At 62.0% G+C, this 21,185-nt stretch carries 12 protein-coding genes and 4 pseudogenes; 5 read left to right on the top strand and 11 right to left on the bottom strand.

Features of this window, described 5'->3' with window-relative positions; translation table 11 throughout:
* Positions 1 to 36: 36 nt before the first annotated feature.
* Positions 37 to 1,092, bottom strand: a complete 1,056-nt coding sequence (locus AACH87_RS21900) for a hypothetical protein (protein ID WP_338799240.1) — start codon at positions 1,090 to 1,092, stop codon at positions 37 to 39.
* 457 nt (positions 1,093 to 1,549) lie between these two features.
* Positions 1,550 to 2,995: an IS1182 family transposase gene (locus AACH87_RS21895; RefSeq protein ID WP_338799239.1), complete on the bottom strand. Its 1,446-nt coding sequence runs from the start codon at positions 2,993 to 2,995 to the stop codon at positions 1,550 to 1,552.
* A 302-nt stretch (positions 2,996 to 3,297) separates the two neighbouring features.
* Between AACH87_RS21895 and AACH87_RS21890 the strand changes: the two are divergent.
* Positions 3,298 to 3,702 (top strand): annotated as a pseudogene (locus tag AACH87_RS21890) (IS3 family transposase); the annotation flags it as partial.
* A gap of 530 nt (positions 3,703 to 4,232) precedes the next feature.
* Here the strand turns inward: AACH87_RS21890 and AACH87_RS21885 are convergent.
* From AACH87_RS21885 to AACH87_RS21865, 5 genes and pseudogenes are all read right to left on the bottom strand, one after another.
* A pseudogene (locus AACH87_RS21885) lies at positions 4,233 to 5,210 on the bottom strand (IS5 family transposase).
* 203 nt (positions 5,211 to 5,413) lie between these two features.
* On the bottom strand, positions 5,414 to 6,115 hold the full coding sequence (locus AACH87_RS21880) for a Crp/Fnr family transcriptional regulator (protein ID WP_338799238.1): 702 nt from the start codon (positions 6,113 to 6,115) through the stop codon (positions 5,414 to 5,416).
* 235 nt (positions 6,116 to 6,350) lie between these two features.
* On the bottom strand, positions 6,351 to 7,025 hold the full coding sequence (locus AACH87_RS21875) for a Crp/Fnr family transcriptional regulator (protein ID WP_338799358.1): 675 nt from the start codon (positions 7,023 to 7,025) through the stop codon (positions 6,351 to 6,353).
* A 193-nt stretch (positions 7,026 to 7,218) separates the two neighbouring features.
* Positions 7,219 to 15,864, bottom strand: a complete 8,646-nt coding sequence (locus tag AACH87_RS21870; protein ID WP_338799357.1) for a glucoamylase family protein — start codon at positions 15,862 to 15,864, stop codon at positions 7,219 to 7,221.
* A gap of 60 nt (positions 15,865 to 15,924) precedes the next feature.
* On the bottom strand, positions 15,925 to 16,167 hold the full coding sequence (locus AACH87_RS21865; RefSeq protein ID WP_338799237.1) for a hypothetical protein: 243 nt from the start codon (positions 16,165 to 16,167) through the stop codon (positions 15,925 to 15,927).
* A 445-nt stretch (positions 16,168 to 16,612) separates the two neighbouring features.
* Here AACH87_RS21865 and AACH87_RS21860 point away from each other — a divergent pair, with 445 nt between their 5' ends.
* Positions 16,613 to 17,149 (top strand): BON domain-containing protein, encoded by a 537-nt coding sequence (locus AACH87_RS21860; RefSeq protein ID WP_338799236.1) that lies wholly within the window; start codon positions 16,613 to 16,615, stop codon positions 17,147 to 17,149.
* On the opposite strand, the pseudogene AACH87_RS21855 reads toward AACH87_RS21860, so the two are convergent.
* Positions 17,100 to 17,207, bottom strand: a pseudogene (locus AACH87_RS21855) (integrase); the annotation flags it as partial. The gene AACH87_RS21860 and the pseudogene AACH87_RS21855 overlap by 50 nt on opposite strands.
* 81 nt (positions 17,208 to 17,288) lie before the next feature.
* Here AACH87_RS21855 and AACH87_RS21850 point away from each other — a divergent pair.
* The gene (locus tag AACH87_RS21850) at positions 17,289 to 18,257 is read left to right on the top strand and encodes an IS1595 family transposase (protein ID WP_338799235.1); all 969 of its coding nucleotides are present in this window, start codon (positions 17,289 to 17,291) and stop codon (positions 18,255 to 18,257) included.
* An 8-nt stretch (positions 18,258 to 18,265) separates the two neighbouring features.
* Here AACH87_RS21850 and AACH87_RS21845 read toward each other — a convergent pair.
* The 3 genes and pseudogenes from AACH87_RS21845 to AACH87_RS21835 all read right to left on the bottom strand — a co-directional run.
* A pseudogene (locus AACH87_RS21845) lies at positions 18,266 to 18,427 on the bottom strand (integrase); the annotation flags it as partial.
* A gap of 358 nt (positions 18,428 to 18,785) precedes the next feature.
* Positions 18,786 to 19,007 carry a hypothetical protein gene (locus AACH87_RS21840; protein ID WP_338799234.1) on the bottom strand — a complete coding sequence of 74 codons (222 nt, stop codon included), beginning with the start codon at positions 19,005 to 19,007 and terminating at the stop codon, positions 18,786 to 18,788.
* Positions 19,008 to 19,245: 238 nt separating this feature from the next.
* Positions 19,246 to 19,575: a DUF1840 domain-containing protein gene (locus AACH87_RS21835; RefSeq protein WP_338799233.1), complete on the bottom strand. Its 330-nt coding sequence runs from the start codon at positions 19,573 to 19,575 to the stop codon at positions 19,246 to 19,248.
* Between the two features lie 279 nt (positions 19,576 to 19,854).
* Here AACH87_RS21835 and AACH87_RS21830 point away from each other — a divergent pair, with 279 nt between their 5' ends.
* Both AACH87_RS21830 and AACH87_RS21825 read left to right on the top strand, forming a co-directional pair.
* Positions 19,855 to 20,172, top strand: coding sequence for a BON domain-containing protein (locus AACH87_RS21830; RefSeq protein WP_338799232.1), 318 nt, complete (start codon positions 19,855 to 19,857; stop codon positions 20,170 to 20,172).
* 31 nt (positions 20,173 to 20,203) lie between these two features.
* Positions 20,204 to 20,509 (top strand): hypothetical protein, encoded by a 306-nt coding sequence (locus AACH87_RS21825; RefSeq protein WP_338799231.1) that lies wholly within the window; start codon positions 20,204 to 20,206, stop codon positions 20,507 to 20,509.
* Positions 20,510 to 21,185 lie beyond the last annotated feature (676 nt).

The following is a 21,185-nucleotide window of genomic DNA, read 5'->3' as shown; positions in this document are numbered from 1 at the left end:
GCGCCGGGTTGGTTCGATGCCCTGCCCCAGCCGGCATCAGTGGCGACGGAATGCATCTCCCGGTGAGGAGTTGTGGCGCTCATCGGCCATTTCGAACAAGCACTGCATGTAGGGCTGTACTTCAGCCCAGCGGGCTCGATCATCGTAGAACTGTGCCAGCGTTCGCGTCGCCTCTACGGCATCTGGCCATTTTTCAGCGATGCTCACGCGGGTCATCGCATCGCGGCTGTCTTGGTCGTCATGCAAATGGCCGTCCTGGGAGCCGTAGGTGTGGAATTCAACGATGCGCCGGGGCTGAGGCCATGCGGTGTTTTTGCAAGTCGCGCCGGGAGGTGATGGCTCACGGGTGGTATGGGCTGCAGCAAAGGAGTCTTGCACGGTGTGCAGTACCGAGCCAAAGGCCACGTGGTGCAGGTAAGGCAGCAATTTGTCTTGCCGGCCCAGAATGTAGAGATCGGAGACACGCCACTGCTTGCAGCCAAAGTGCTCTTGCAGCGTTGGGTTGTCTATGTCACGCAGGAACGTATCGGGTTTGATTTCTCTGGATGCCACTTTCCACGCGAACTCAAGCCAATCCAATACCTTCGCACGGGTGGCCCCAGGGTGCACGCCCTCTTCGCTGGCCATGGCATGCAAGAACTGCAGATCGCCAAAGTGGGAACGGGTCATCACGTTGCCGCGCTGGGTGCCAGCCGCTTTGCTGCAGCCCAAGATGGGTTTGGTCTGGGCTTTCTTTTCTGCATCCTTGAAGAGGCAGTACCAGCACAGAGGTTGTGTCGAGACGCGGATGGTCTCTGACACTTTGCAGGATTTACCCAGGTAGGTGCAATTGCCTTCCTCAGGGGCGAGCTTAAAGGGCGGCAAGTCGTTCCATCGGACCCCGTAGATGACATAGGGCGTTGCGAATGGAAGATCTCGCGCACCGCAGACGGGGTCTTGGGCAAGACTGGTGGGCTCTACCGGGCAACCCATGGCAATCTGGGTGATCTCTTCGTGCACTCGCCCTTTGATCAGAACGCCCAGACGACCAGCGACCGCGGCGAGAGAGTCTTCAGTTTCATTGGTAAGTCTGGATTCAAAGGCCGAGCCCATGGGGGCGATTTGAAAGGCGGCGGCTAGGCTGCAAAGAGTTAGTACCCCCGCGCCCAAAGTCAGGGCTCGGATGCCATTGAATACCCGGTGCAGTAAAGGCTGACGATGGCGAATTTTGGTGTGGTCTGTGCCTTGCATGTCTCTCTTCCTGAGCCGTAACTTTAGGCAGATTTAGGATCTGGGCAAGAGATATAGGAACAGAGGGAAAGCACCCCACGTGCAGCGCTGTTGAGACAAATGCGCGGGGCATGGCGCTCATGTCGGGGTTTCGGCTTTAGGCTGAGGCTGTGTGGAAACCCACAGAGAGTTCGCCTGACATGGGCTCGAATCGCAGCCTTGACGTGTTCGAATCGCGACTTGGCGATTTTGTGAATTGGCCGCGTTGACGACCCGTCAGATAGATCTCAGTTCCCTCCCAAGGCTTTAAATCGCGCCTATTTCGGCTGCAAAGGGCCGCTCATGTGCCCAACAATTGCATGGCCTTCTTGGTTCGTTCAAAGCCAAGGATGCTGAGGACGCGTTTGAAGTTGTACGCCAGAACGTGAAGGCTCATCTCACTTGCCACGTTCTGAAGGCCTCGGATCAGGAAGTGCGTTGAGCCCATCCAGTGTTTGAGCGTCCCCAAGACGTGTTCGATGGTTCGCCGGCGCACCTTCATGGCATCGGGCTCTCGATCAAGTCGCTGCTGTACGGCGTCCATCACATCCTCGTGCTCCCAGCGCCTGATGCGACAGTACTTGCTCGTCGTGCACTGATTCCTCTGCGAACAACCAGGGCAAGCACTCGACCAGTAGATGTAGATCTGTAGACCTCGCTCGTCGGTGGTGAAGCGATGAATCGCTCGCTGCCCCGATGGGCATTGGTATTCGTCATCTCGGGCGATGTAGATAAAGTCGGTCTTATCGTAACGACCTGCAGCCTTTGCATTTGAGGTCATCGGCTTGGGTACATAGGCTGCGACCCTCTCGTCCTGGCAGACCTTCAGTTCGACACCGTTGTAGTAACCCCGGTCGGCGAGAACTTGTAGATCAGGGGGGCCCATGGCTTCGCGTGAAGCCAATGCCATCTTGCTCAACTGCGATCTATCGCTGCTGTCGTTTGTTACCTCGTGCGCGACAATCAGGTGGTGCTTGGCATCGACCACCGTCTGGACGTTGTAGCCAATGACCGCAGAGCCAGGACGGCTGGTGGCCATGGCGCGTGCATCGGGGTCTGTCACTGACAGCTGTCCGTCGGGCTCAGTTTTCAGCTTATCCCTGACCTGCTCAAGCTGCTGCATGCGCTGGCGCAACCTCTTGACCTTCTCATGTACCCGCTCAGTCTTGGCTGGTAGCACGCCCGACTGTGTGCGATCCGCCGTCTCCAGTCCATCCAGATAGCGCTGAATGCTTTGTTCAATGTGTTCCTGGAATCGATCTATCTTCACCCCCGTGAAGTTCCGGTCGCGGTTGTTGACTGCCTTGAACTTGCTGCCGTCGATGGCCACGACGGCGTCAGTGAACAGCTTCAACTCGCGACACAGCATCACGAAGCGACGGCAGACGTTGCGAATGCCTTTACCGTTGTCGCGGCGGAAGTCCGCGAGGGTCTTGAAGTCAGGGGCGAGGCGGCCGGTCAGCCACATCAGCTCTATATTGCGCTGGCATTCGCACTCCAGCCGGCGGCTGGATTGGATGCGATTGAGATAACCGTACAGGTAGAGCTTCAACAGCACAGAGGGGTGATACGAAGGCCGACCCGTTGCAGCCGGCTTTGCTCCATCAAAACCCAGGCCGACCAAGTCCACCTCGCTGATGAAGACGTCTACGATCCGAACGGTGTTGTTGTCTGCAATGAAGTCATCCAGGCACTCCGGCAGCAGCGTGACCTGCTGCCTGTCCTGACCTTCGATGTATCTCGACATATTGACCTCTATGTCCAGTATGTCTGTGCACTCTACCGAGTTCAGCATCGGCCAATCAGAGGGTTTTCACACAGCCTCAGCCTGAAGCCGTCACGCCTTAGGTCTGTTCTGTAGCGGCTCCTGCAGGTGGCAGCCCGCGGATGATTTTCTGCTTTCCGGCGCGCAGCAGTCTTTCGCTCAAACACTCCTCAACGCTTCAGTAGGAGCAAGACGCACTTCACCAAGCCGCGTATCTATCATGTGTGACTATGGGAATTGTTGAATCGTCCCGGGTGAGTTCAGTCAGTTCAAACCGGGGCGATTCACTGATCATCGAATGCTTCAATGAGGTGGTGGTCAGCTGGACTATTGACACGATCCTGGTTCGCAGAACTGTTCAACACAATACTGAGTGCTTTCTTGGAAACATTGACGAAAACACGCGACCGAGCTGTGGCCCACTCTGCCTAGGGGGCCGCTACCGCTGGCCATGCCGGCTCTGGAGAATGCACGACGCGAACCTCATTCACTCGATGTACCGCAAGTCCTGCTCTCCTGCCAACGCGGCTTATGAGGACTGCATCGGTCGGCTAAAGAATGAGCTGTTCTATCCTCGGGCCTGCAGGAGCGTCCCTATCGAGCGGTTAATTGAGATAGTCGACAAATACATCCGGGGGTACAACGAGAAGTGGAACAAGACCTCCCTTGGCTCTGTCTGCACTATTTAATACCGGTTGCCCGTTGGTCTTTGGGGCATATAAACAGCTTAATTTTTTATCTAGGCCTCCCAAAATAGAGATTTGCGTGGAAATCAACGTAGCGCAAAAGTCCACCGCCTGTGAATGACATGATCACGTCTGTGTGCGGTAGCAGACGGTGGTTGGTAAAGAGATGCTACAGACTGCAGATTCACCAACAGCTCACTATCCGGGGTGAATCTCTGAACGACCCGGCGACAGAGTAAAAGTGTTTTCGAGAGCGTCCAAAGCACAAAGGATCTCGTATGGGTAAAAACAGTCCGTATCGTCTTGCTTCAACTATTACGCCGAGCGCACAGAGGCCAGTTGGCCTGCAAATACGTCGTTGTAGCCTAGTATTAAGGAAGGTCTGCAAAACCCCATGCGCCAGCCCGGCACAGCCTGATGTCGAGCGCCGCGTCACCTGATGCCTGCGCAATCCGCTTTTTGGGGCCGGTTTGACACCGTTTGCAGGCCTGGTTCAGCCCTTGTGGCGCCACTTTGGCGCCCCACAGACGCACCTATCCCTGCAGCGCCATGATCCGCTTCCTGGCCATCCACAGATTGCCCAGCGCAAACAGCTTCGTCAGCCGCGCCGTGTTCTTCTCTAACCCACGGTAGCGTATCTTGGCATACCCAAACTGCTGCTTGATCACCCGGAACGGGTGCTCCACCTTGGCCCGCACGCTGGCCTTCAGTCGCTCGACCTTCTCCAGCAGTTTGTGCAGCTCCCGATTGGCATCGAGCGTCTTGCGCTTGCCCGGGCGCATGGCTACGTGCCACTTGATCTTGGCCTTGCTCCCTTGCATCTCCTGGCGCTTATCCACGCCCTGGTAGCCCGCGTCACCCCAGGCATGCTTCTCTTTGCCATGCAACAGTCCTGCTGCCTGCGTCACATCGTTGACGTTGGCAGCTGTGCCGATGACGGTGTGCACCAGTCCTGAGTCGGCATCCACGCCAATGTGCGCCTTCATGCCAAAGTGTCACTGGTTGCCCTTTTTGGTCTGGTGCATCTCTGGATCTCGCTCACCTTCTTTGTTCTTGGTTGAGCTGGGGGCAGCAATGATGGTGGCGTCCACGATGGTGCCGGTCTTGAGCATCAGGCCTTGCTGGGCCAGTCCGGTGTTGATGGCCGCCAGCACCTGCGGGGCCAGTTGGTGCTTCTCCAGCAAATGGCGGAAACGCAGGATGGTGGTCTCATCGGGCATGCGAGCTGCACCATCAAGGCCTGCAAAGCGGCGGTACAGGGGCCGCTCGTGCAGTTCTTCTTCCATGGACGGATCGCTCAGGTTCCACCACAGCTGCAGGCAGTGGATGCGCAGCATGGTCTCGATAGGAAACGGTGGGCGCCCACCCAGGGCCTGGTGCGAGCCCCGGGCGAAGGGGGCAATGAGAGCCACCAGCGTTGCCCAGGGCACCACCTGGTTCATCTCATCGAGAAAGACCTCTTTGCGGGTCTTCTTGGGCAGTGGGTCCAGGCCCAGGGTGTATTGATCCATGGCGCCATTGTCTTGGATGCTTGGCGCTGGGGAGGATCAGGTCAGGAGGTTTTGCAGACCTTCCCTGACAACACTAGATCTAGATTTCAAGCCCATCGGGTATGCCGCAGCATATGGATATTAGTAGCTACGAAATCAATATCAAGCGACATTGGAAATTTGAGTGACGCTGCACCTTTTAACCAGTAGAAAACGCTAAAACTCTAAATACTCGCATTCACTAATCGATCATAGATATCTTTGTCTGCAGCGTAGCAAGTGCATGCCTGCGTCTCCAATGCTTCACGGTTCTGTACCGTTAAGACGCCGCGATGGTATGCGATCAGACCTTTATCCTGAAAATGCCCAGCTGCCTCCGTAACTCCGACGCGGCGTACTCCCAGCATAAGAGCAAGAAATTCCTGTGTCACATGGAAGCTCGGTGTGTGCGAGCGGTCTTGGCTCATCAAGAGCCATCGCGCCAGACGCGGCGCAATAAGGTGATAACGCTGGCAGGCTGCTGCAAGCGTCTGCTGGTGCAAACGTGCCAGCAACGTCGCCTGTAATAGTTTTCGTAGCGCGGGGAGATTTTCGCTTTGAGTGCGTAGCGTCGCAGAGGTAATACGCCATCCCGCCCCAGCCCCCTGAACCAGCACGCGCCACGGCGTTGCCGCCAGTCCCAGTATCAACTCTGAGCCCAGCATGGTCTCTGGGCCCACCATGCCAACCTCCAGGGGCGGGTGGCTATCCACATCGATCGCCAGAGAGAGAAATCCCTCCCTAGGAAAATACGCATGACTGAGCGGTTTGCCTCGGACGCTCAAATCAGCGGAGAGAACGAATTCAAACAACTCACAATGGCTGAGTAGCTGCTGTCGTGCATCGAGCGGCAGTAACTGGAGAATTCGATTTTCATTACGAATCATTGCTTGATCACCATGTTGGCTCAACGCTGATCCAAACTACGGCACAGTCAGGGATATGCTGGTCGGCTCAATGGACAAGTCCGGTCATTTTGAGTCCGCCACCCTGCTATGACTGTCTGCCAACGCACGCAGCGCTTGGAAAATGCCACGCTGCTTCCGTTAAGTGAGAATTTGCAGGCCGTGGGTAGCCAAGATGCATACAAGAGCGACCCATCAGAATGGACTTGCAATTCGCTCAGCTGGCAGTTTCGTTGGGTAAAAGCCGGTCGTACTCTTTCTTCACAACGCAATAGCACTCGCAAGTACGAGCCTCCAAACCCGGGCGATCAAGCACATTTATGCGGCCACGGGCATAGCTGATTAACCCCGTCTTCTGCAGCTTCAAGGCAGCTTCTGTTACCCCCTCGCGGCGTACTCCCAGCATGTTGGCTATCAATTCTTGAGTCATCACCAGCTGGTTGGATTTCAGGCGATCCAGGCTAAGCAGCAGCCAACGGCACAGCTGTTGATCCAAGGAATGATGACGGTTGCATACGGCGGTCTGCGCCATCTGAGTGATGAGAGCCTGCGTGTAGCGCAGCATGAGATGCATGACTGGTCCGGAGCGCTCAAACTCCTGCTTGAGCACTTCTGCGCGCAAACGATAGCTAGCCCCGGCGCTTTGCACCACCGCTCGGCTAGGAGTGGTGCCCCCCCCCATGAAGATCGAAATACCCACAATGCCCTCGAAACCCACCACAGCGATCTCCGCCGAAGCACCATCCTCCAGCACATAGAGCAGGGACACTATGGCATTGGAAGGGAAATACACATACGGCATTGCTGCACCTGACTCGTAGAGCACCTGCCCCAACGCCAGTTCCACCGACTCCAGCTGCGGCAGCCAGCGCTGAAACTCTACCTCCGGCAAAGCGGCCAGCAATTGATTCTGAAGGGGAGAGTCGGATCGTTTGATGGCGGCACCTTGTGGAACGCGGGGCGCACCACCATCGCGGTTGTGCCTGCCACGCTGGGCAAGTAGCCAGTTTGTGGGGCCACGCCCTTCGTGGTCTGTACGGTATCGCACATACACACATTTACCAAATGACTTCTGCCCATTCGCGCTACACGGCGCCTGCAACAGTGTCTGCCTGCCCCCGGACAGGGATCACACAACACAGGTCCGAAAGGAGATCGACCCAGCGCAGCCGCTCTCCCACCTGGAGCCAGCGTGCGCCAGATGGGGCGCTTTCCGGCAACGTGGCAGGCTCCGCCCCTGGGGGCATCCGCACCAGGATGAACCGCAGCGTGCGCCAACCTCGCACCAGCGTCAGCTCTGCGCCCGGCCAGTGCGATGGCAAGCAAGGCGTGAAGAACAGCTCCTGCGCGCCCATCTGCAACCCCACGATGGACTCCACCGCCGCCCGGTGCAGCCAGCCTGCCGCGCCGGTGTACCAGCTCCAGCCGCCGCGCCCCACATAGGGTGGCTGGCTGTAGATGTCAGCCGCCATCACATAGGGCTCCACGGCGTACACCGGGCCCCACACCGGGTGCTGGGCCCGGTGCGCCGGGCTCAGGTAGGTGAAGTAACGGTAAGGCACATCGAACGCGCCAGGGTGCTCAGGCTTCTGCAGGGCCAGTTCTGCGGCGGCCATCAGTGCCCACACGCCGCCATGGGCATATTGCCCCCCGTTCTCGCGCACGCCGGGCGGGTAGGCCTGGATGTAGCCCGCGCTGGGCTCGGCATGGCGCAGCGGGGGCGCCAGCAGCTGGATCAAGCCTGCTGCGGGGTTGACCAGATGCGCCTCGACCGCGTCCATCGCATGGCGCTGCCGCGCAGGCCTTGCTGCGCCAGAGAGCACTGCCCAGGCCTGGGCGATGAGGTCAATGCGGCCCTCGTCCCGCGTGTGGCAGCCCAGTGCCGTGCCATCGTCAAAAAAGGCGCGCTGGTACCAATCACCGTTCCACGCCTGGTTTTCCAATGCGGCGCGCCAGCCGGTCAGGGCAGCGTCCCAGCGCCGCACGCGATCCAGATCGCCCCGATCACGGGCGATCGGAATCCAGTCAGTGACGATGGCGCACAGGAACCACGCCAGCCACACCGATTCGCCGCGCCCACCGTCGCCCACGCGGTTCATGCCGTCGTTCCAGTCACCGCCGCCCATCAGCGGCAGGCCGTGTGCGCCGGTGCGCAGGCTGCGGTCTATGGTGCGGGCGGCATGCTCGTAAACACTGGCCGTGTTGGTGCTGGCGCTGGGCGCTTCGTAGATGTCTTCCGCGCCCTCGGGGATCGCAGAACCTTCTAGGAACGCCACCTGCTCGTCCAGCAAGCTGTGGTCTGCAGTGCGTTTCAGGTAATGCGCGCAAGCAAAGGGCAGCCACAGCAGGTCGTCCGAGAAATGCGTGCGCACCCCGGCTCCGCCCGGCGTGTGCCACCAATGCTGCACATCGCCCGCTTCAAACTGGCGCGACGCGCACAGCACAATCTGGGCGCGCAAGGTGCCCGGCTGCGCCCAGGCCAGCGCCATGGCATCCTGCAACTGGTCGCGGTAGCCCGTGGCACCGCCCGCCTGGTAAAAGCCCGCCTTGGCAAACAGGCGCGACGACACCGTCTGGTACAGCAGCCAGCGGTTGACCAGCACGTCGAACAGCGGGTCGGGCGTGACCACCTGCGTCGCGCCCAACAGTTCGTTCCACCGGTCCAGCGTGGCTTGCTCGCGTGTACGGGCCGCCATGGTCATGGCCTCTTGCGCCAGCGTGCGCGCAGCGGCCTCGGTGGGGGCATAGCCCATCAGGTAAACGCGCTCGAACACCGCCCCGGCCCGCAAGGTCACCAACCGCGACAGGGCTGCGCAGGGGTCCAGCCCAAACCCGCTGCGCTGCTCCAGCTGCAGGGGCACCACCAGATCGCCCTGCGCATCGAAGAACTCGCGGCGATCACAGGTCCAGTCCAGGCTGTCGTTGGCACGGTCGTCCGTGCCCGGCCCAGCCGAGGCTTCGCAGAAAAAGGCCGTGCCCCCGCCCAAGCCCGCAGCCGCCTCGGTCTGCGTGCACAGCAGGCCCAGCAAGCGGCCATCGGGCAGTGGTGCAAAACACGGGGCGGTGGCCAGCGTGGCACGGTCGCCGCGCTTTTCGCCCATCATCCACTCCACCATGCCCACCAGGCGCAAGTGCTCGCGCCGGTTGCCCAGGTTGCGCACCTGCACAAACACCTGCTTGATGGCGGTGACGGGGTCCACGCACCAGCGCACCTCCACCTCCAGCGCGCCTCTGCGGTGGTGGATGGTGGTAGTGCCCTGGGCGTGCTCCACGCGGTACGCCACATCGGCCGCACCCCAGGCCGAGGGCGTCAGGCCCCACACCTCACGCGTGCGGCGGTCTTGCAGAAGCAGCCATTCGGCGGGCGGTTCGGCCACCGGGTCGTTCGACCACGCGGTGAGCTGGTTCAGGCGGCTGTTGAGCGCCCAGGTGTTGCCCGCGCCAGTTTCCGACACCATGGCCCCCAACTGGGCATTGGCCAGCACATTGACCCAGGGTTTGGCGGGCCGCAACGCGGCCGACACATCAAACCCAAAGGTGCCTGTCACCGGTGCAAAACCGCCCACTGGCGCGGGCACCTGGGTGCTGCCCTGGTGCGTGGGCACTTCGTCCGTGGCGCCGCCGCGCCAGGGGCCGACCATCGAGACGCCATGGGCCGCCACCCAGGCCTTTACCTGGTGCATGAGCGCATGGCCATCGGCCTGCAGGGTGATGCGGGCCAGGCTCACCAAGGTGCCCAGCTGCGCAGCCGACAGCTCATCCAGCCTTAGCACCCGCAGGCTGGTCACCGCCGGGCCGGTGTGCGTGACCAGGTCGGCATCGTGGTGCTCGCGCAGCAGCGTCAGCTCGCGCTGCAGGGGCATGTGGTACGAGTGCGATTCGCTGCTGAGCACCACCAGGTCGCAGGCCACACCGCCATGCGCCCATTCGCGCAGCGCCTGGGCCAGCGTGCGCAGCAAGCCCATGCCCTGGGGCGATCCGGCCATCACCAGCACGATGGGTCGGTCGCCTGAGAGGCCCAGTTGCCACAGCGCGCGCCCGTCACACACGGGGTGGGCGGCCTGGGCCTCGGTCAGCACGCCGAGGTAGGGGGTGTGGACCTTGGACAGCGTGAACACCAGCGCCGTGGTCAATGCCTGCAGCGCGGGCAGGTAGTCGCGGTGCGGGCGGTGCGACGCCCACTGGATGCTGGCCAGCGTGGCAGACATGGCCGAAGCGCGCTCCAGATAGGTGGGTTGGCGGTACTTGTCGATGATGGCCAGCAGCGTGGCCGGGTCTTGCGATGCCGCCGTAGCAAAAGTGACGCAGGCCTGCGCAACGGGCGCAATGCGCAGCATCACGCCCAGCGCCGCCACAGGGTCCAGGCCCGTGTCCAGCGATGCAGGCACTTCAGGCACGCGGCTGAGCAAAGCCAACGGCTGGCCGGGCGTATGGTTGCGCCCCAGCCAGAGCTGCCGGTCGGTCTGGCAACGCAGGCCCAGCACGTGCCCTTGGGTATCTGCGACAAAGTGGGCGGCTTGCAGGGTGGTCTCGGTCTGCAGGCGGGGCGTTCGGATGAACCGCAGCGCCTGCTGTGCGGGCAGCCAGTCGGCGGCGACGAAAAGGTTGGAGAACGCGGGGTGCGCCTCGTCGGCCGCGTGGGTGGCCAGGGTGATGTCCAGGGCCGAGATCAGCTCCAGCTCGATCACCTCATCACCCAGGTTGCTCACCACCACCTTGCGCAGTTCAATGTCGTCTTCCGGGCTCACCCACACGGTGGTGTGTACGCGCAGCCCCGGCCACAGTGCGTCAAAACACACGCGGTCGGTGTGGAAGATGCTGCCATACACCGCACGTGCATCGGGCGCGGGGTGGCTGGTGACGGACGCGGGCACGCTGGAGCCCATCTGCCGCACATACAGAAAGCTGCCATGTGCATCCCGCAGCGCATCGTCGCGCCAGCGGGTGATGCCCGTCTGGCGCCAGCGGCTCCACCCTGCCCCGTTGGCGCGCAGGGTAACGCTGTAGCGCCCGTTGCCCAGCAGGTGTGTGGGCTCCAAGACCTGGGCGCCCGGGGTGACGGGGCGCACATGGTCGGGCGTTTTTTGTTGGCGCGCATGCAGCGGCAGGCGCGGCGGTGTGGCCTGCAAGGTGGGCAGCTCGCGCGGGGCGCGCTCCTGCAGCAGCGGCAGCACGGCTTCGATGCGGGCATGCGCCGTGCCCCAGCGCTGCGCAACGCCACCCAGCAGCACGTTGGCCAGCGCCACGATGGTCATGCCCTGGTGGTGGGCCATGTAGGTGTTGACCAGCGTGAGCCGCTCGCCATGGGTCTGGCGTTCGGGCGTGAAGTCCAGCGCATCGTAAAAGCCGTAGCGCCCCCGCGCCGACAGTGCGGCCAGCGTGCGGAAGTTGGCGCTGGCTGCACGGGCATCCACCTGGGTGGCCAGCGCCGTGGCATAGGGGGCAATCACCAGCTCGCCCACGGGCGTGCGGCGCAAGGCCAAGCGGGGCACGCCTTGCGGAGCGTACTGGTAGGCCAGCGTGTGGTCGCGCCCGGCGTAGGCGCATTCTGAAATGCCCCAGGGCATGTCTTTGCCCAAGGCCTGCACCAGCGCCACATGCTCACGCAGGGCGGACCGCCCTGCCTCGCCCAGGGCACTGTTATACGGCTCGTCCATGACCAGCGTGGGCATCAGGTACTCGAACATCGATCCTGACCACGAGCGCAGCACCGCATGGTGGCCGCTGGCAAAGAACGGCCGCCCCAGGGCCGCCCAGTGCTTGACGGGCAAGTCGCCCTTGGCGACGGCCAGCAGGCTGGTGGTGCGCGATTCGGACGCGAGCAAGTCGTAGAACGAGGTGTCCAGCTGCTGCTCGTCCACCCGGTAGCCAATGTGCAACAGGTGCCGGCGGGGGTGGTACAGAAACCGGAAGTCGGCCTGCCAGGCCAGGGTATCCAGCGCCTCTGCCAGCCCCATGAGGCGCCGCGTGGCCTCGGGTGCGCCGCCGTTGTGTGCGGCCTGCTGGTCACGGTCCACCGAGTGCAGTGTGGCCAGGTGGTCGGCCAGCAGCCACAGCAGTTCGTCCTGCGCCGTGGGCGGGCTGTGCACGATGGCCGGGTGGCGTGGCTGGGCAATGCTGCGCAGCTCGTCCTGCGCCTGCGCCAGCAGCGCGCGAAACGCCGTGACCTCCGGCTGGTGCGACGGGTCCGGCAGACGCAGTACCAGCAGACGGCTCAAGGCGGACGAGGGAAGCATCCCGCGCAAGCCCGGGTGGTGGATGCCCAGCCGGCGCTGCAGCCGCGCCAGCGAGGTGCAGATGGCCTGCGCACCCGCCAGCGGTGATAGTGGCTGCGCCGCCAGCGCGCTGCAGGCCTGCGCCACGGCCACCAGGTGCGCGCATAAATTGCCGCTGTCCACCGTGGACACATAACGCGGGTGCAGGGGCCGCAGGGTTTCGGTGTCGTACCAGTTCAGGAAGTGGCCCCGGTGCCGCTCCATGGCTTGCAGGCTCATGAGGGTGGCTTCGAGCCGGTCGAGCAGCTCCAGCGTGCCAATCCAGCCGAACTGGCGCGCACAACTTGCGCTCAGCAGGTACAGCCCGATGTTGGTGGGCGAGGTACGGTGCGCCACCATTTCATACGGGGCGGTCTGGAGGTTGTCGGGCGGCAGGTGGTGGTTGTGGGCATCCACACAGCGCTCGAACAAACGCCAGGTGTCGCGCGCCACGCCGTGCAACAGGTCCTGGTCCTGTGCCGACAGTGTTGGGTTGCCCAGGCCAGACGGAACGCGGTTGGCCAGCCACACCAGCAGCGGCGACAGCGCCCACAGCGCCAGCAACGGCCCCACCAAGGCCCAGGCTGTCTGGGTTCCACCAGCCCACAGCGCTACGCCACAGCCCAGCGCCAGCAAGGGTGCCGCCTTGTGTCTGCGCAGCGTGGCGCCCAGGCCTGTGATCAGGGTGTTCTGCGCAGCCTCGGCCGTGGTCCACTCCAGCAGATGCCAACGGCTCACGGCCTGTCGGTGCACAGTGCGCACCACGGCATCGCCCAGCAGCAGCGCCTGCTGCGGCAGCAGGGCCAGGTGCCACACACCACTGGCCAGGGCGCGCAACAGGTCGCCTGAGGCTTCGTGCACAAAACGCATGCCGACCAGCCCAAAGCGGCTGGGCACCCAGCCCGCCAGTGCCCCCATCAAGAGCGCAGACGCATAGGCCGCCACCACCAGCGCCAGCGTGCTGGCCAAGGGCAGGCCCAGCCCCGCCAGGGCCAGCACCACCAGCACCAGCGACGCGGGCGCCACGAGCGAGCGGCGCAGGTTATCCAGAAGCTTCCAGCGGTTGACGGGTGATAAGCCCCAACGGCGGGCCTGGACCAGAAAGGGCCACAGCTGCCAGTCGCCCCGCGTCCAGCGGTGCAGGCGGACGGCGGCGGTGTCACTGTGTTCGGGCTCCGCCTCCACCAGCGTCACATCGCTCACCACGGCGCAGCGTGCCAGCGCACCTTCGAGCAGGTCGTGGCTCAGCACCTGGTCGGCCGGCAGGCGCCCGCCCAGCACGGCGTGCACAGTAGCCACATGCAGCAGGCCCTTGCCGGTGAAGCTGCCTTCGGCAAAAAAATCCTGGTACACGTCGGACGTCATGGCGCTGTACGGATCCAGCCCCTGCTGGCCCGCAAACAGCCACTGCCACAACGAGGTGGTGGCAGAGGTGGGCAGTGGCGCCAGCACCCGGGGCTGCAGGATGCCGTAGCCCTGCACCACGCGCTGGCCTGTGGCATCCAGCCGAGGCTGGTTCTCGGGGTGCTCAGCCACACCCACCAGGCTCCGCAGGCGGCCCAGGGGCAGCTGCGTATCGCTGTCGAGCGTGAGCACATAGCGGGTCTGGGGCGCCAGGTGCGAAAGTTCGCCCAGGTCCAGGAAGGCGCCTTGCCCGCCAGTGGCGAGGGCCGCCACCAGCTGTTCGAGCTTGCCGCGCTTGCGCTCCCAGCCGATCCACTGCTGCTGCGTGGAGCTGTAGGTGCGGGTGCGGTGCAGCAGCAAAAACCGCGGTGCATCGCCCGTGATAGATGGGTGCTGGGCATTCAGGGCCAACATCAAGCCCTCGGCATGGGCCAGCCGCACGCCGTCTTCGGGCAGGTCTTGCGCATCGGCATCCACACCGTCGGTCAGCAGCGCAAATTGCGCAAAGGGCTCGGGGTTGGCCAGGTAATGCAGGTGCAGGCGGTGCACCAGCCGCTCGATGGTGCCGGTGCTGCTGAGCAGGGCCGGGATAGCCACCAGCACACGTGCCGATCCCGGAATGCCCGCTGGCAGCAGGTAGCGGGGCATGTAGGTCGGCTGGACGGATTCGCCAATGAGCCGGTTGACCACGGCCACCACGATCTCGGACACGGGCAGCAGCAACAAGACGGCAACCAGCGCCAGGCCCACAAGATGGGCTGCGCTGGTATCGGGCCCCGCCTGCACACCCCACAGCGGCGCCATCAGCCAGGTCAGCAGACCGAGCGAGCCCAGCAGCAAGGCGCCCAGGTACAGCGGCACACGTGAAAGACCCATCGCAGAACGCCACAGGGCCACCGCGTCGGTGGCATGTCGGCGCACATCCAGGGCATGCTCCAGCTGGTTGCGCCCGGCGCCTTGCAGCCAATAGCCTGCCAAGGCCTGCGCAGCTCCTGGATGATCTGGAGGCTCGCCGTCGGCACCCGACATCAGCACCAGCAGCGCCTGCGCCACGGCGGCCTCGCCCTGCCCGCTGCGGGCCGACAGGTTTTCGATGCCGTGCAAGGTGGTGTTGCGGGTGGACTCGTCTTCAGCCGCGAACACGGGCGACAGCAGCATGGCGCGCAGCACCAGGCTGGTCTGGCTGATGATGTCGGACCAGTCGGCCGCGCCCACCCTCCGCAGTGCTGTGACGGCATTGCCCATGCTCAGCTGGTCGGCCGCCTGGTTGATCTGCTGCTGGGCCTGTAGCGCCACCAAGTCGGGCACAGCGGTCAGCAACCACTGCTGTACGGGCGTTGGCGTGCTTGCAGCGGCATGCCCGCCCACCACACCGCGCCCCATCATTGACTGCGCCATGTGGGCCAGGAACACCGGGGCCACGCCACGTTGCTCCATGGCTGCGCAGGCGGCATCCAGCGTCAACACGTTCAGGTCATTGCTGCGGGCGGCGCACAGGCTGGCAAGCTCCTGCGCGGCCTTGTGGCTGGCCAGGCGCTCGGCCAAGCGGCGCAGGTTCTCCACTAGCACCACACGCAGCGTGGTGGGCAACGCCCACAGCTCCCCCTGGCTCAGCTCGCGGGTCTGCTGGTAGGCATTGAGATAGTGCACCAGCAGCGATTCATCGAACGCGCTGTCGGTGTGGGCCACAAACGACCACGCCACACCGTACACACGCGGCAGGCCCACCAGCGGGGCGTCTTTGAGCACCGGCAGCGATCGGTAGTAACGCGGCGGCAACCCGGCCCGGATTTCCTTGAGCTGGCTTTCGATCAGGTGGAAGTTGTCAAATAGCCATTCAGCGGCGGGGCTGACGACATGCTCGTCATGTGGTGCATCGAACAGGTAGCGGTATGCGGCCCGCAGCGCGCGGATGTTGCTCTGCAGGCGTGGGTAAAAGGTGGCCCGGCCGAAGGGAGCCCTGCCCGCCTCGTGCGTGGAGGCCAGGTGCCGACCATGCTCTTCGAAGCGGGCAACGCCAAACACTTCGGCGCGCAAGGGGTCCAGTACAGCGCCTGCCCGGGCGTCGAGCATGCGGTCCAGCGCGGAAGGAACCCAGGGCCATGGCGTACGCAACTCCATGTCTGCTTATCCCTAATGGACCAGCGATAAAGCTCCCACAAGCAATGTAACCAGGAGCGCGGTTGTGATCACATGTTCTGCCACTACGCCCCACAGCAACGCAGCGCCCGTAAAAAACTGATGCAGTGGCCCGCGCAGCGCGCCGCAATACGCCAAATGCTCACCCAGTTCGGAGTCCTCCAGCGCCGATAATTTTGCAGGCCATCCTGAGCAAGAAGTGTCCCAAACAGGGGAATGGGGAGAGATATAGGGCATGCACGACTCCTTTTACAGATGAACTAGGCAGCCGGCTTGTGGCGGCGCTCTGAGCGTTTTGTAAAGGGTGTTGATGCCACCTGTCTGTGCGGTAGCGAGCAGATCGCAGTGACACTTTTTGCGCACTTTGTGCGTTTACTTGAGTCCTGAAGCTGGCGATGCGAACATGGATTCGATGTCCGCTTCGATGCTACAGGCATGTTCCAAAGCAAGTGAAAGATGCGTTGGCTGGTTGGGTAAACACAATGAGCATTCGGCTGACTTGCGTACTTCGCAACAAAGCGCTTGGCTCTTTTTCTTTCCACAGTTGAAGCCACAGGAATCCCAAGCATCTGTGAAAGATAAAAGGCATTGCCAATACGGGACGATCAAGTCCATATGCCTGGAATTTTGAGGAGAATTTCTACGAAGAGTACGTTTACGCACAGACATGTGCTCTCGGTAGATGGAACATCTGCTCTCAATGGCCGTCCATCCGATAGCCAGCGTCTTGAGGGAATGTCCTATGGTCAATATGGTCGAAAGCCGCCGACTCTCCTATGCTCTTCTGGGCTTGCTAACTGTGGTGTCGATACAAGGCTGTAAACAGTCCGGCACAGTCAGCATGACGCCTACAGACTCCTCTCCTAGTGACTACTTAGAAGATAGTGTGCTCAAGTCTCGTGTGCGTGTCGCGCTAAGCCTATCACCTTTGCAGCGCAGTGAAATTAGCATTCAAGTTCACAACGGGGTGGTGCTGCTCAGCGGCATGGTGACTGATAAGACTCAGCGAGACTTGGCAGTGTTGGTTGCTCAGAACGTACAGGGTGTGGAAAAAGTCGATGACTTCACGTTTTCAGCGCGATCGCCGTCAACAGTACCCAGAGCTCAACTAGCCACCAGATTTGATATGACTCTTCCTGGGAGCGAGCACGCAGGTCAGCAGCCCGTCGAATGGCGCGGCTTCCAATCTGATCTCCGTGGCATACATCGCGTACCTTGAGGGATACGAGCTCGCATCCATGCAGTTTGCTATCGATTCCAGGCTCTTCTAGCGAAAGCTAGTGATGAGACTTTAATCGTGCCGCATGGTCCCCATCTTTTTGAGCATGACGCCTTTGCGTTCGCCCCAGGAGAAGGCCATGCGACAGCAACAGATGACGCGCTTGATCCACAGCCTGCCCCAGCTGACGTACCACCAGCGCCAGCAACTGGCAAGCTGCCTGCAGGCGCTGATGAATCGAAGCCAAACCAGTGCCGTCATTGAGGCGCACGCCAGCGAGGGCCGGGCTTGCCCACACTGCGCCAGCTCCCGGCTCGTCAAGAACGGCTCGGCCAATGGGTTGCAACGCTTCAAGTGCCGACAGTGCAAGCGCACCTTCAACGCCCTGACAGGCACACCACTGGCACGGCTGCATCTGCGGGACAAGTGGGTGGGCCAGGCACAGGCCCTGGGCGAAGGACTCTCGCTCAACCAGGTGGCTCAGCGATTGGGTGTGGCGCAAAGCACCGCCTTTCGCTGGCGCCACCGCTTCCTGGCCTGCCCCAAGACTCTGCAGGCACGCCAACTTCTGGGCATCGCCGAGGCTGATGAGTCCTACTTCCTGGTCTCCTGCAAGGGAGAAAGGGGACTGCTGCGCCACCCTCGCAGGCGGGGCGGCAAAGCGCTGGCTGGCTGCAAGGGCTCGGAGTACACCCCGGTGTTGATGGCGCGAGACAGAGCTGGAGCCACGGCAAACTTCATCCTGCAGACCCACCAGGCGGTGAGCGTACAAACTGCACTGCACCCCTTGCTACCACCAGACACCATCCTGTGCACCGATGGCAGCGTCACGCTGGCCAGCGCTGCGCGGGCTCTGGGAGTGCAGCATCAGGCGGTGAACGTGAGCAAAGGCCAACGGGTAAAAGGGCCCTGGCATGTGCAGAACGTCAATGCCTATGTCAGCAGGCTGCGCGCCTGGATGCAGCGCTTCAAGGGTGTTGCCACGAAGTACCTTGATTCGTATCTGGGCTGGTTCAGGATGCTGGAGCGATCAGGCCCCATGAGGATGCAACCTGCGCTGGTGCTGGATGCCGCTATGGGAAATCAAAGTGTCACTAGCATTCGCTAGAACAGCCCGATTCCAAGATTCAAGAGCGCGAGTTCTCGGGTACGCCCTTGCATCTGAAGGCGCACTCGTCGTATCGCCTAGACATCCTTCAATTTGAATGGCGCTTTCTGCCCCTAGATCTTCCCCTTGTTCCATGGCTCGCGATGAACAGCACTGCTCGAAGTTTCCATGATGGTCTCTCATCAACTTGATAGGTTCGGCAGCTTGCGCTTGTGAACCTCTTGCCTTGTGACCTGGAGCAAGCCGCGAGCTAGCTTTTTGTTTTGTCAGGCCGAAATCCTGTCCCAGCAATCACAAGCGGTGTCACGTGGGAGCGAGTGAAATTAACCAGGGAGCGCCTCTTCATGGTCAGTGGGGTCACGTTGTAGGCCACATAGTACTTCGCAGATGTAGCCGCCTAGGCAGTTGCGTCGAACTCGCCCAGGGCCTTTCACTCTTGCGTGCCGCCCTGCGGATGCACACGATTTCCTAGCCGACCAAGCGCAGCGCAAAGCCAGCTGGAGCCAGCTGGAGCCAGCTGGTGTTGCACTAGATCAGCACAAGTTTGCTCTTGAGAATGGCCTCGTTCGCGGCGTACATCAGCATCTGCGGCCACTTGTACCTGTGGATTTGATAGGCAAAGATGACGCCACCGCTGTAGTCCATGACCTCCAGGTAGCCCGCTATTTCGTCGGTGACAATGGCTTCGTTGTCGGCCTGAGCGGCGGGAGCCAACAGCAGGCTGGCGACGATAGCAGCCGCGAGGGCCAAGGAGGTAGAGGTTCATTGGCCAAAGCAAAATATCCGCATTTGCGGATGAATAGGTTGGACTGACCAGGCCGGACGCGAACGGCATGGAGTTTCCTCAGGGCAGCTACAGCAGGGAACCTAGTTTGAAATAGCATCACCAAGTGATAGCCCGTCAACCTTCCCGTGCGCCCCCCGCGCAGCCAAACTTGACAGACTTGGCGACTCAATGGAGCTTCAGTCAGGCTCGGAGGTCAAGCGGTCAGGATTCTGACCAAACCACCGCCACCTCGGCTTTTTTCGCCAGGTCCAGCATGTTCACCAGCGGTACCAGTCGCTGTGACAGCCGAACACCAGGGAGGGCATCGTCCGTCTCGGCCAACGGCTCAAGCGCAGATGTTTCTTCCTCTAAGCGCAAGGCATGGTCTTCTCGCCAGGCCTGCTGCAGGATGTCGATGGCCCGGGGCAACTGATCCGGGCTGATCACGCCCTCGGGCGTGATGTCTTTGCCGATCAGCCGCAGTGCACTCTGGGCATCGGCACGCAGCATGATGAGATCGGCCGTGGCCTGTGATTTGAATCGGTACAACATGGACAGCTTTCGGTTGGGGTAACGAAGGACATGGACGACCGGTGCATCGGACACCTATGACCACAAGGGCAGTCGCAACCGTACGCCAACTGACCGCGTTGCGCAAACCGCATGATCAAACGAGAGCCCAGTGCACGTGATGTGGATACCCGTTGGTTCGCCAGCGCACAGACGCAAGTCGACTCAGGCGCCAGCATACGTGGACGGGCTCCTCAAAAGCCTGGCCCTGCACTGCCGCTGTTCGCGGGCACCGCCACTCACTCCTACCGAAAGCTCTCCATGAAAACCAGCATCCACCGCTTCTCGATCCTCCTGCTTGCAGCCGCTGCGCTCACCAGCGTGGTGGGCTGCGCTTCCACCGCCACCCGGGAGAGCACAGGCCAGTACTTGGACGACACGGCCATCACCGCCAAGGTGAAGGCGGCCATCTTCAACGACGCGTCGCTTCAATCGGCCGAAATCAACGTCGAGACCTTCAAAGGCGTAGTCCAGCTCAGCGGCTTCGTCAACTCGGCGGGCGATATCCAGCATGCGGTACAGCTGGTGCAGGGACTCAGTGGCGTGCGCTCTGTGCGCAACGACATGCGCCTGAAGTGAACACGCATCCCGGCAGGGCGAAAAGAACCCAATGAACACCTCCGTCAAAACTATCGGCGACGAAGCCTCGAACCAGCCACAGCAAGGACTCGACGGACTAGGCAGCACGAGGGCACAGACTGGCGCCGGGCTGCAGCAGTTGGCGTACAACATCAGCACACTCATCCACAGGGGTATGGACGCCCTACATGAAGGTGAAAACCAGCTGCGCAAAAAGTCCAAGTACGCGCGCCAAGCCACCACCGAGCAGATCCTGCGCGAGCCGATCAAATTCATGCTGATCGCGGCCGCCGCCGGTGCGAGCCTCATGGGTTTGCTGGCTCTGTTCCGTCGTTAACGCAGCAACCGCCATTAACTTACGGGTGCAGGCAAATGATCCATCCCGCGTTCCAGCCTGCCGCGGCTCCGCCCTCGCTACTGGCCGCACATGTGAGCGCTCATGCCGGGCTGGTTTCCGAAAAGCTGTAATACCAGCAAGGCTGCAGCGAAGCGGCATTCTCTGTGGCAGCTCCGTGGGGTCTTACGTTTGGCGGTCTCGGCGGTGCTGGCCCAGGTAGCCTTGCTGCTCTTGCCGTTTCTGGCGCCGGTGATGCGCTAGCAGCGTTGCTGTTCGTGGCTACGCCGCTGCTGCCCGCGACACTGGTATTGGCAGCGTGCTAGCGGACGCAGGCCAACCGCAACGGCGAACCCCTTGCCCGCTATCTGGGCCAGGACCGGCAGGTCTCGCCTACGTGTTCGGCTTTGTACTCTGCGCTACGCAGCACGCTACCGATGCTGGGTGAACAGCGAGCCCACCCGGGTGTCGCGGTGGTGCTGGTGTCGCTGGCGCAGGACTGGCTGCAGCCTGAGCCGGGGTGTTAACAAACCAAGTCAACCGAGCCTCGCGCTTGTGGGTGAGCACACTAATGTCAAGGCTCTTGATGCCGGGAGCCCTATTTGAGGGAAATGCCGCTCACCACATCGGTCACACCGGCCACCTACCGCTTCAGGACCAGGGCCTGATCCAGCAGGGC

Origin of the sequence: Acidovorax sp. DW039, from assembly GCF_037101375.1 — a bacterium.
Taxonomy (GTDB): domain Bacteria; phylum Pseudomonadota; class Gammaproteobacteria; order Burkholderiales; family Burkholderiaceae_C; genus Acidovorax.
Note: the sequence above shows the minus strand (reverse complement) of the source record. Positions and strands in the feature narration are given on the sequence as shown.

Excerpts from the sequence above, each read along its gene's own strand:
- AACH87_RS21860 (WP_338799236.1), top strand. The coding sequence starts at position 16,613 with ATGGAACATCTGCTCTCAATGGCCGTCCATCCGATAGCCAGCGTCTTG.
- AACH87_RS21895 (WP_338799239.1), bottom strand. The coding sequence starts at position 2,995 with ATGTCGAGATACATCGAAGGTCAGGACAGGCAGCAGGTCACGCTGCTG.
- AACH87_RS21870 (WP_338799357.1), bottom strand. The coding sequence starts at position 15,864 with ATGCTCGACGCCCGGGCAGGCGCTGTACTGGACCCCTTGCGCGCCGAA.
- AACH87_RS21830 (WP_338799232.1), top strand. The coding sequence starts at position 19,855 with ATGAAAACCAGCATCCACCGCTTCTCGATCCTCCTGCTTGCAGCCGCT.
- AACH87_RS21825 (WP_338799231.1), top strand. The coding sequence starts at position 20,204 with ATGAACACCTCCGTCAAAACTATCGGCGACGAAGCCTCGAACCAGCCA.
- AACH87_RS21850 (WP_338799235.1), top strand. The coding sequence starts at position 17,289 with ATGCGACAGCAACAGATGACGCGCTTGATCCACAGCCTGCCCCAGCTG.
- AACH87_RS21880 (WP_338799238.1), bottom strand. The coding sequence starts at position 6,115 with ATGATTCGTAATGAAAATCGAATTCTCCAGTTACTGCCGCTCGATGCA.
- AACH87_RS21835 (WP_338799233.1), bottom strand. The coding sequence starts at position 19,575 with ATGTTGTACCGATTCAAATCACAGGCCACGGCCGATCTCATCATGCTG.
- AACH87_RS21865 (WP_338799237.1), bottom strand. The coding sequence starts at position 16,167 with ATGCCCTATATCTCTCCCCATTCCCCTGTTTGGGACACTTCTTGCTCA.
- AACH87_RS21900 (WP_338799240.1), bottom strand. The coding sequence starts at position 1,092 with ATGGGCTCGGCCTTTGAATCCAGACTTACCAATGAAACTGAAGACTCT.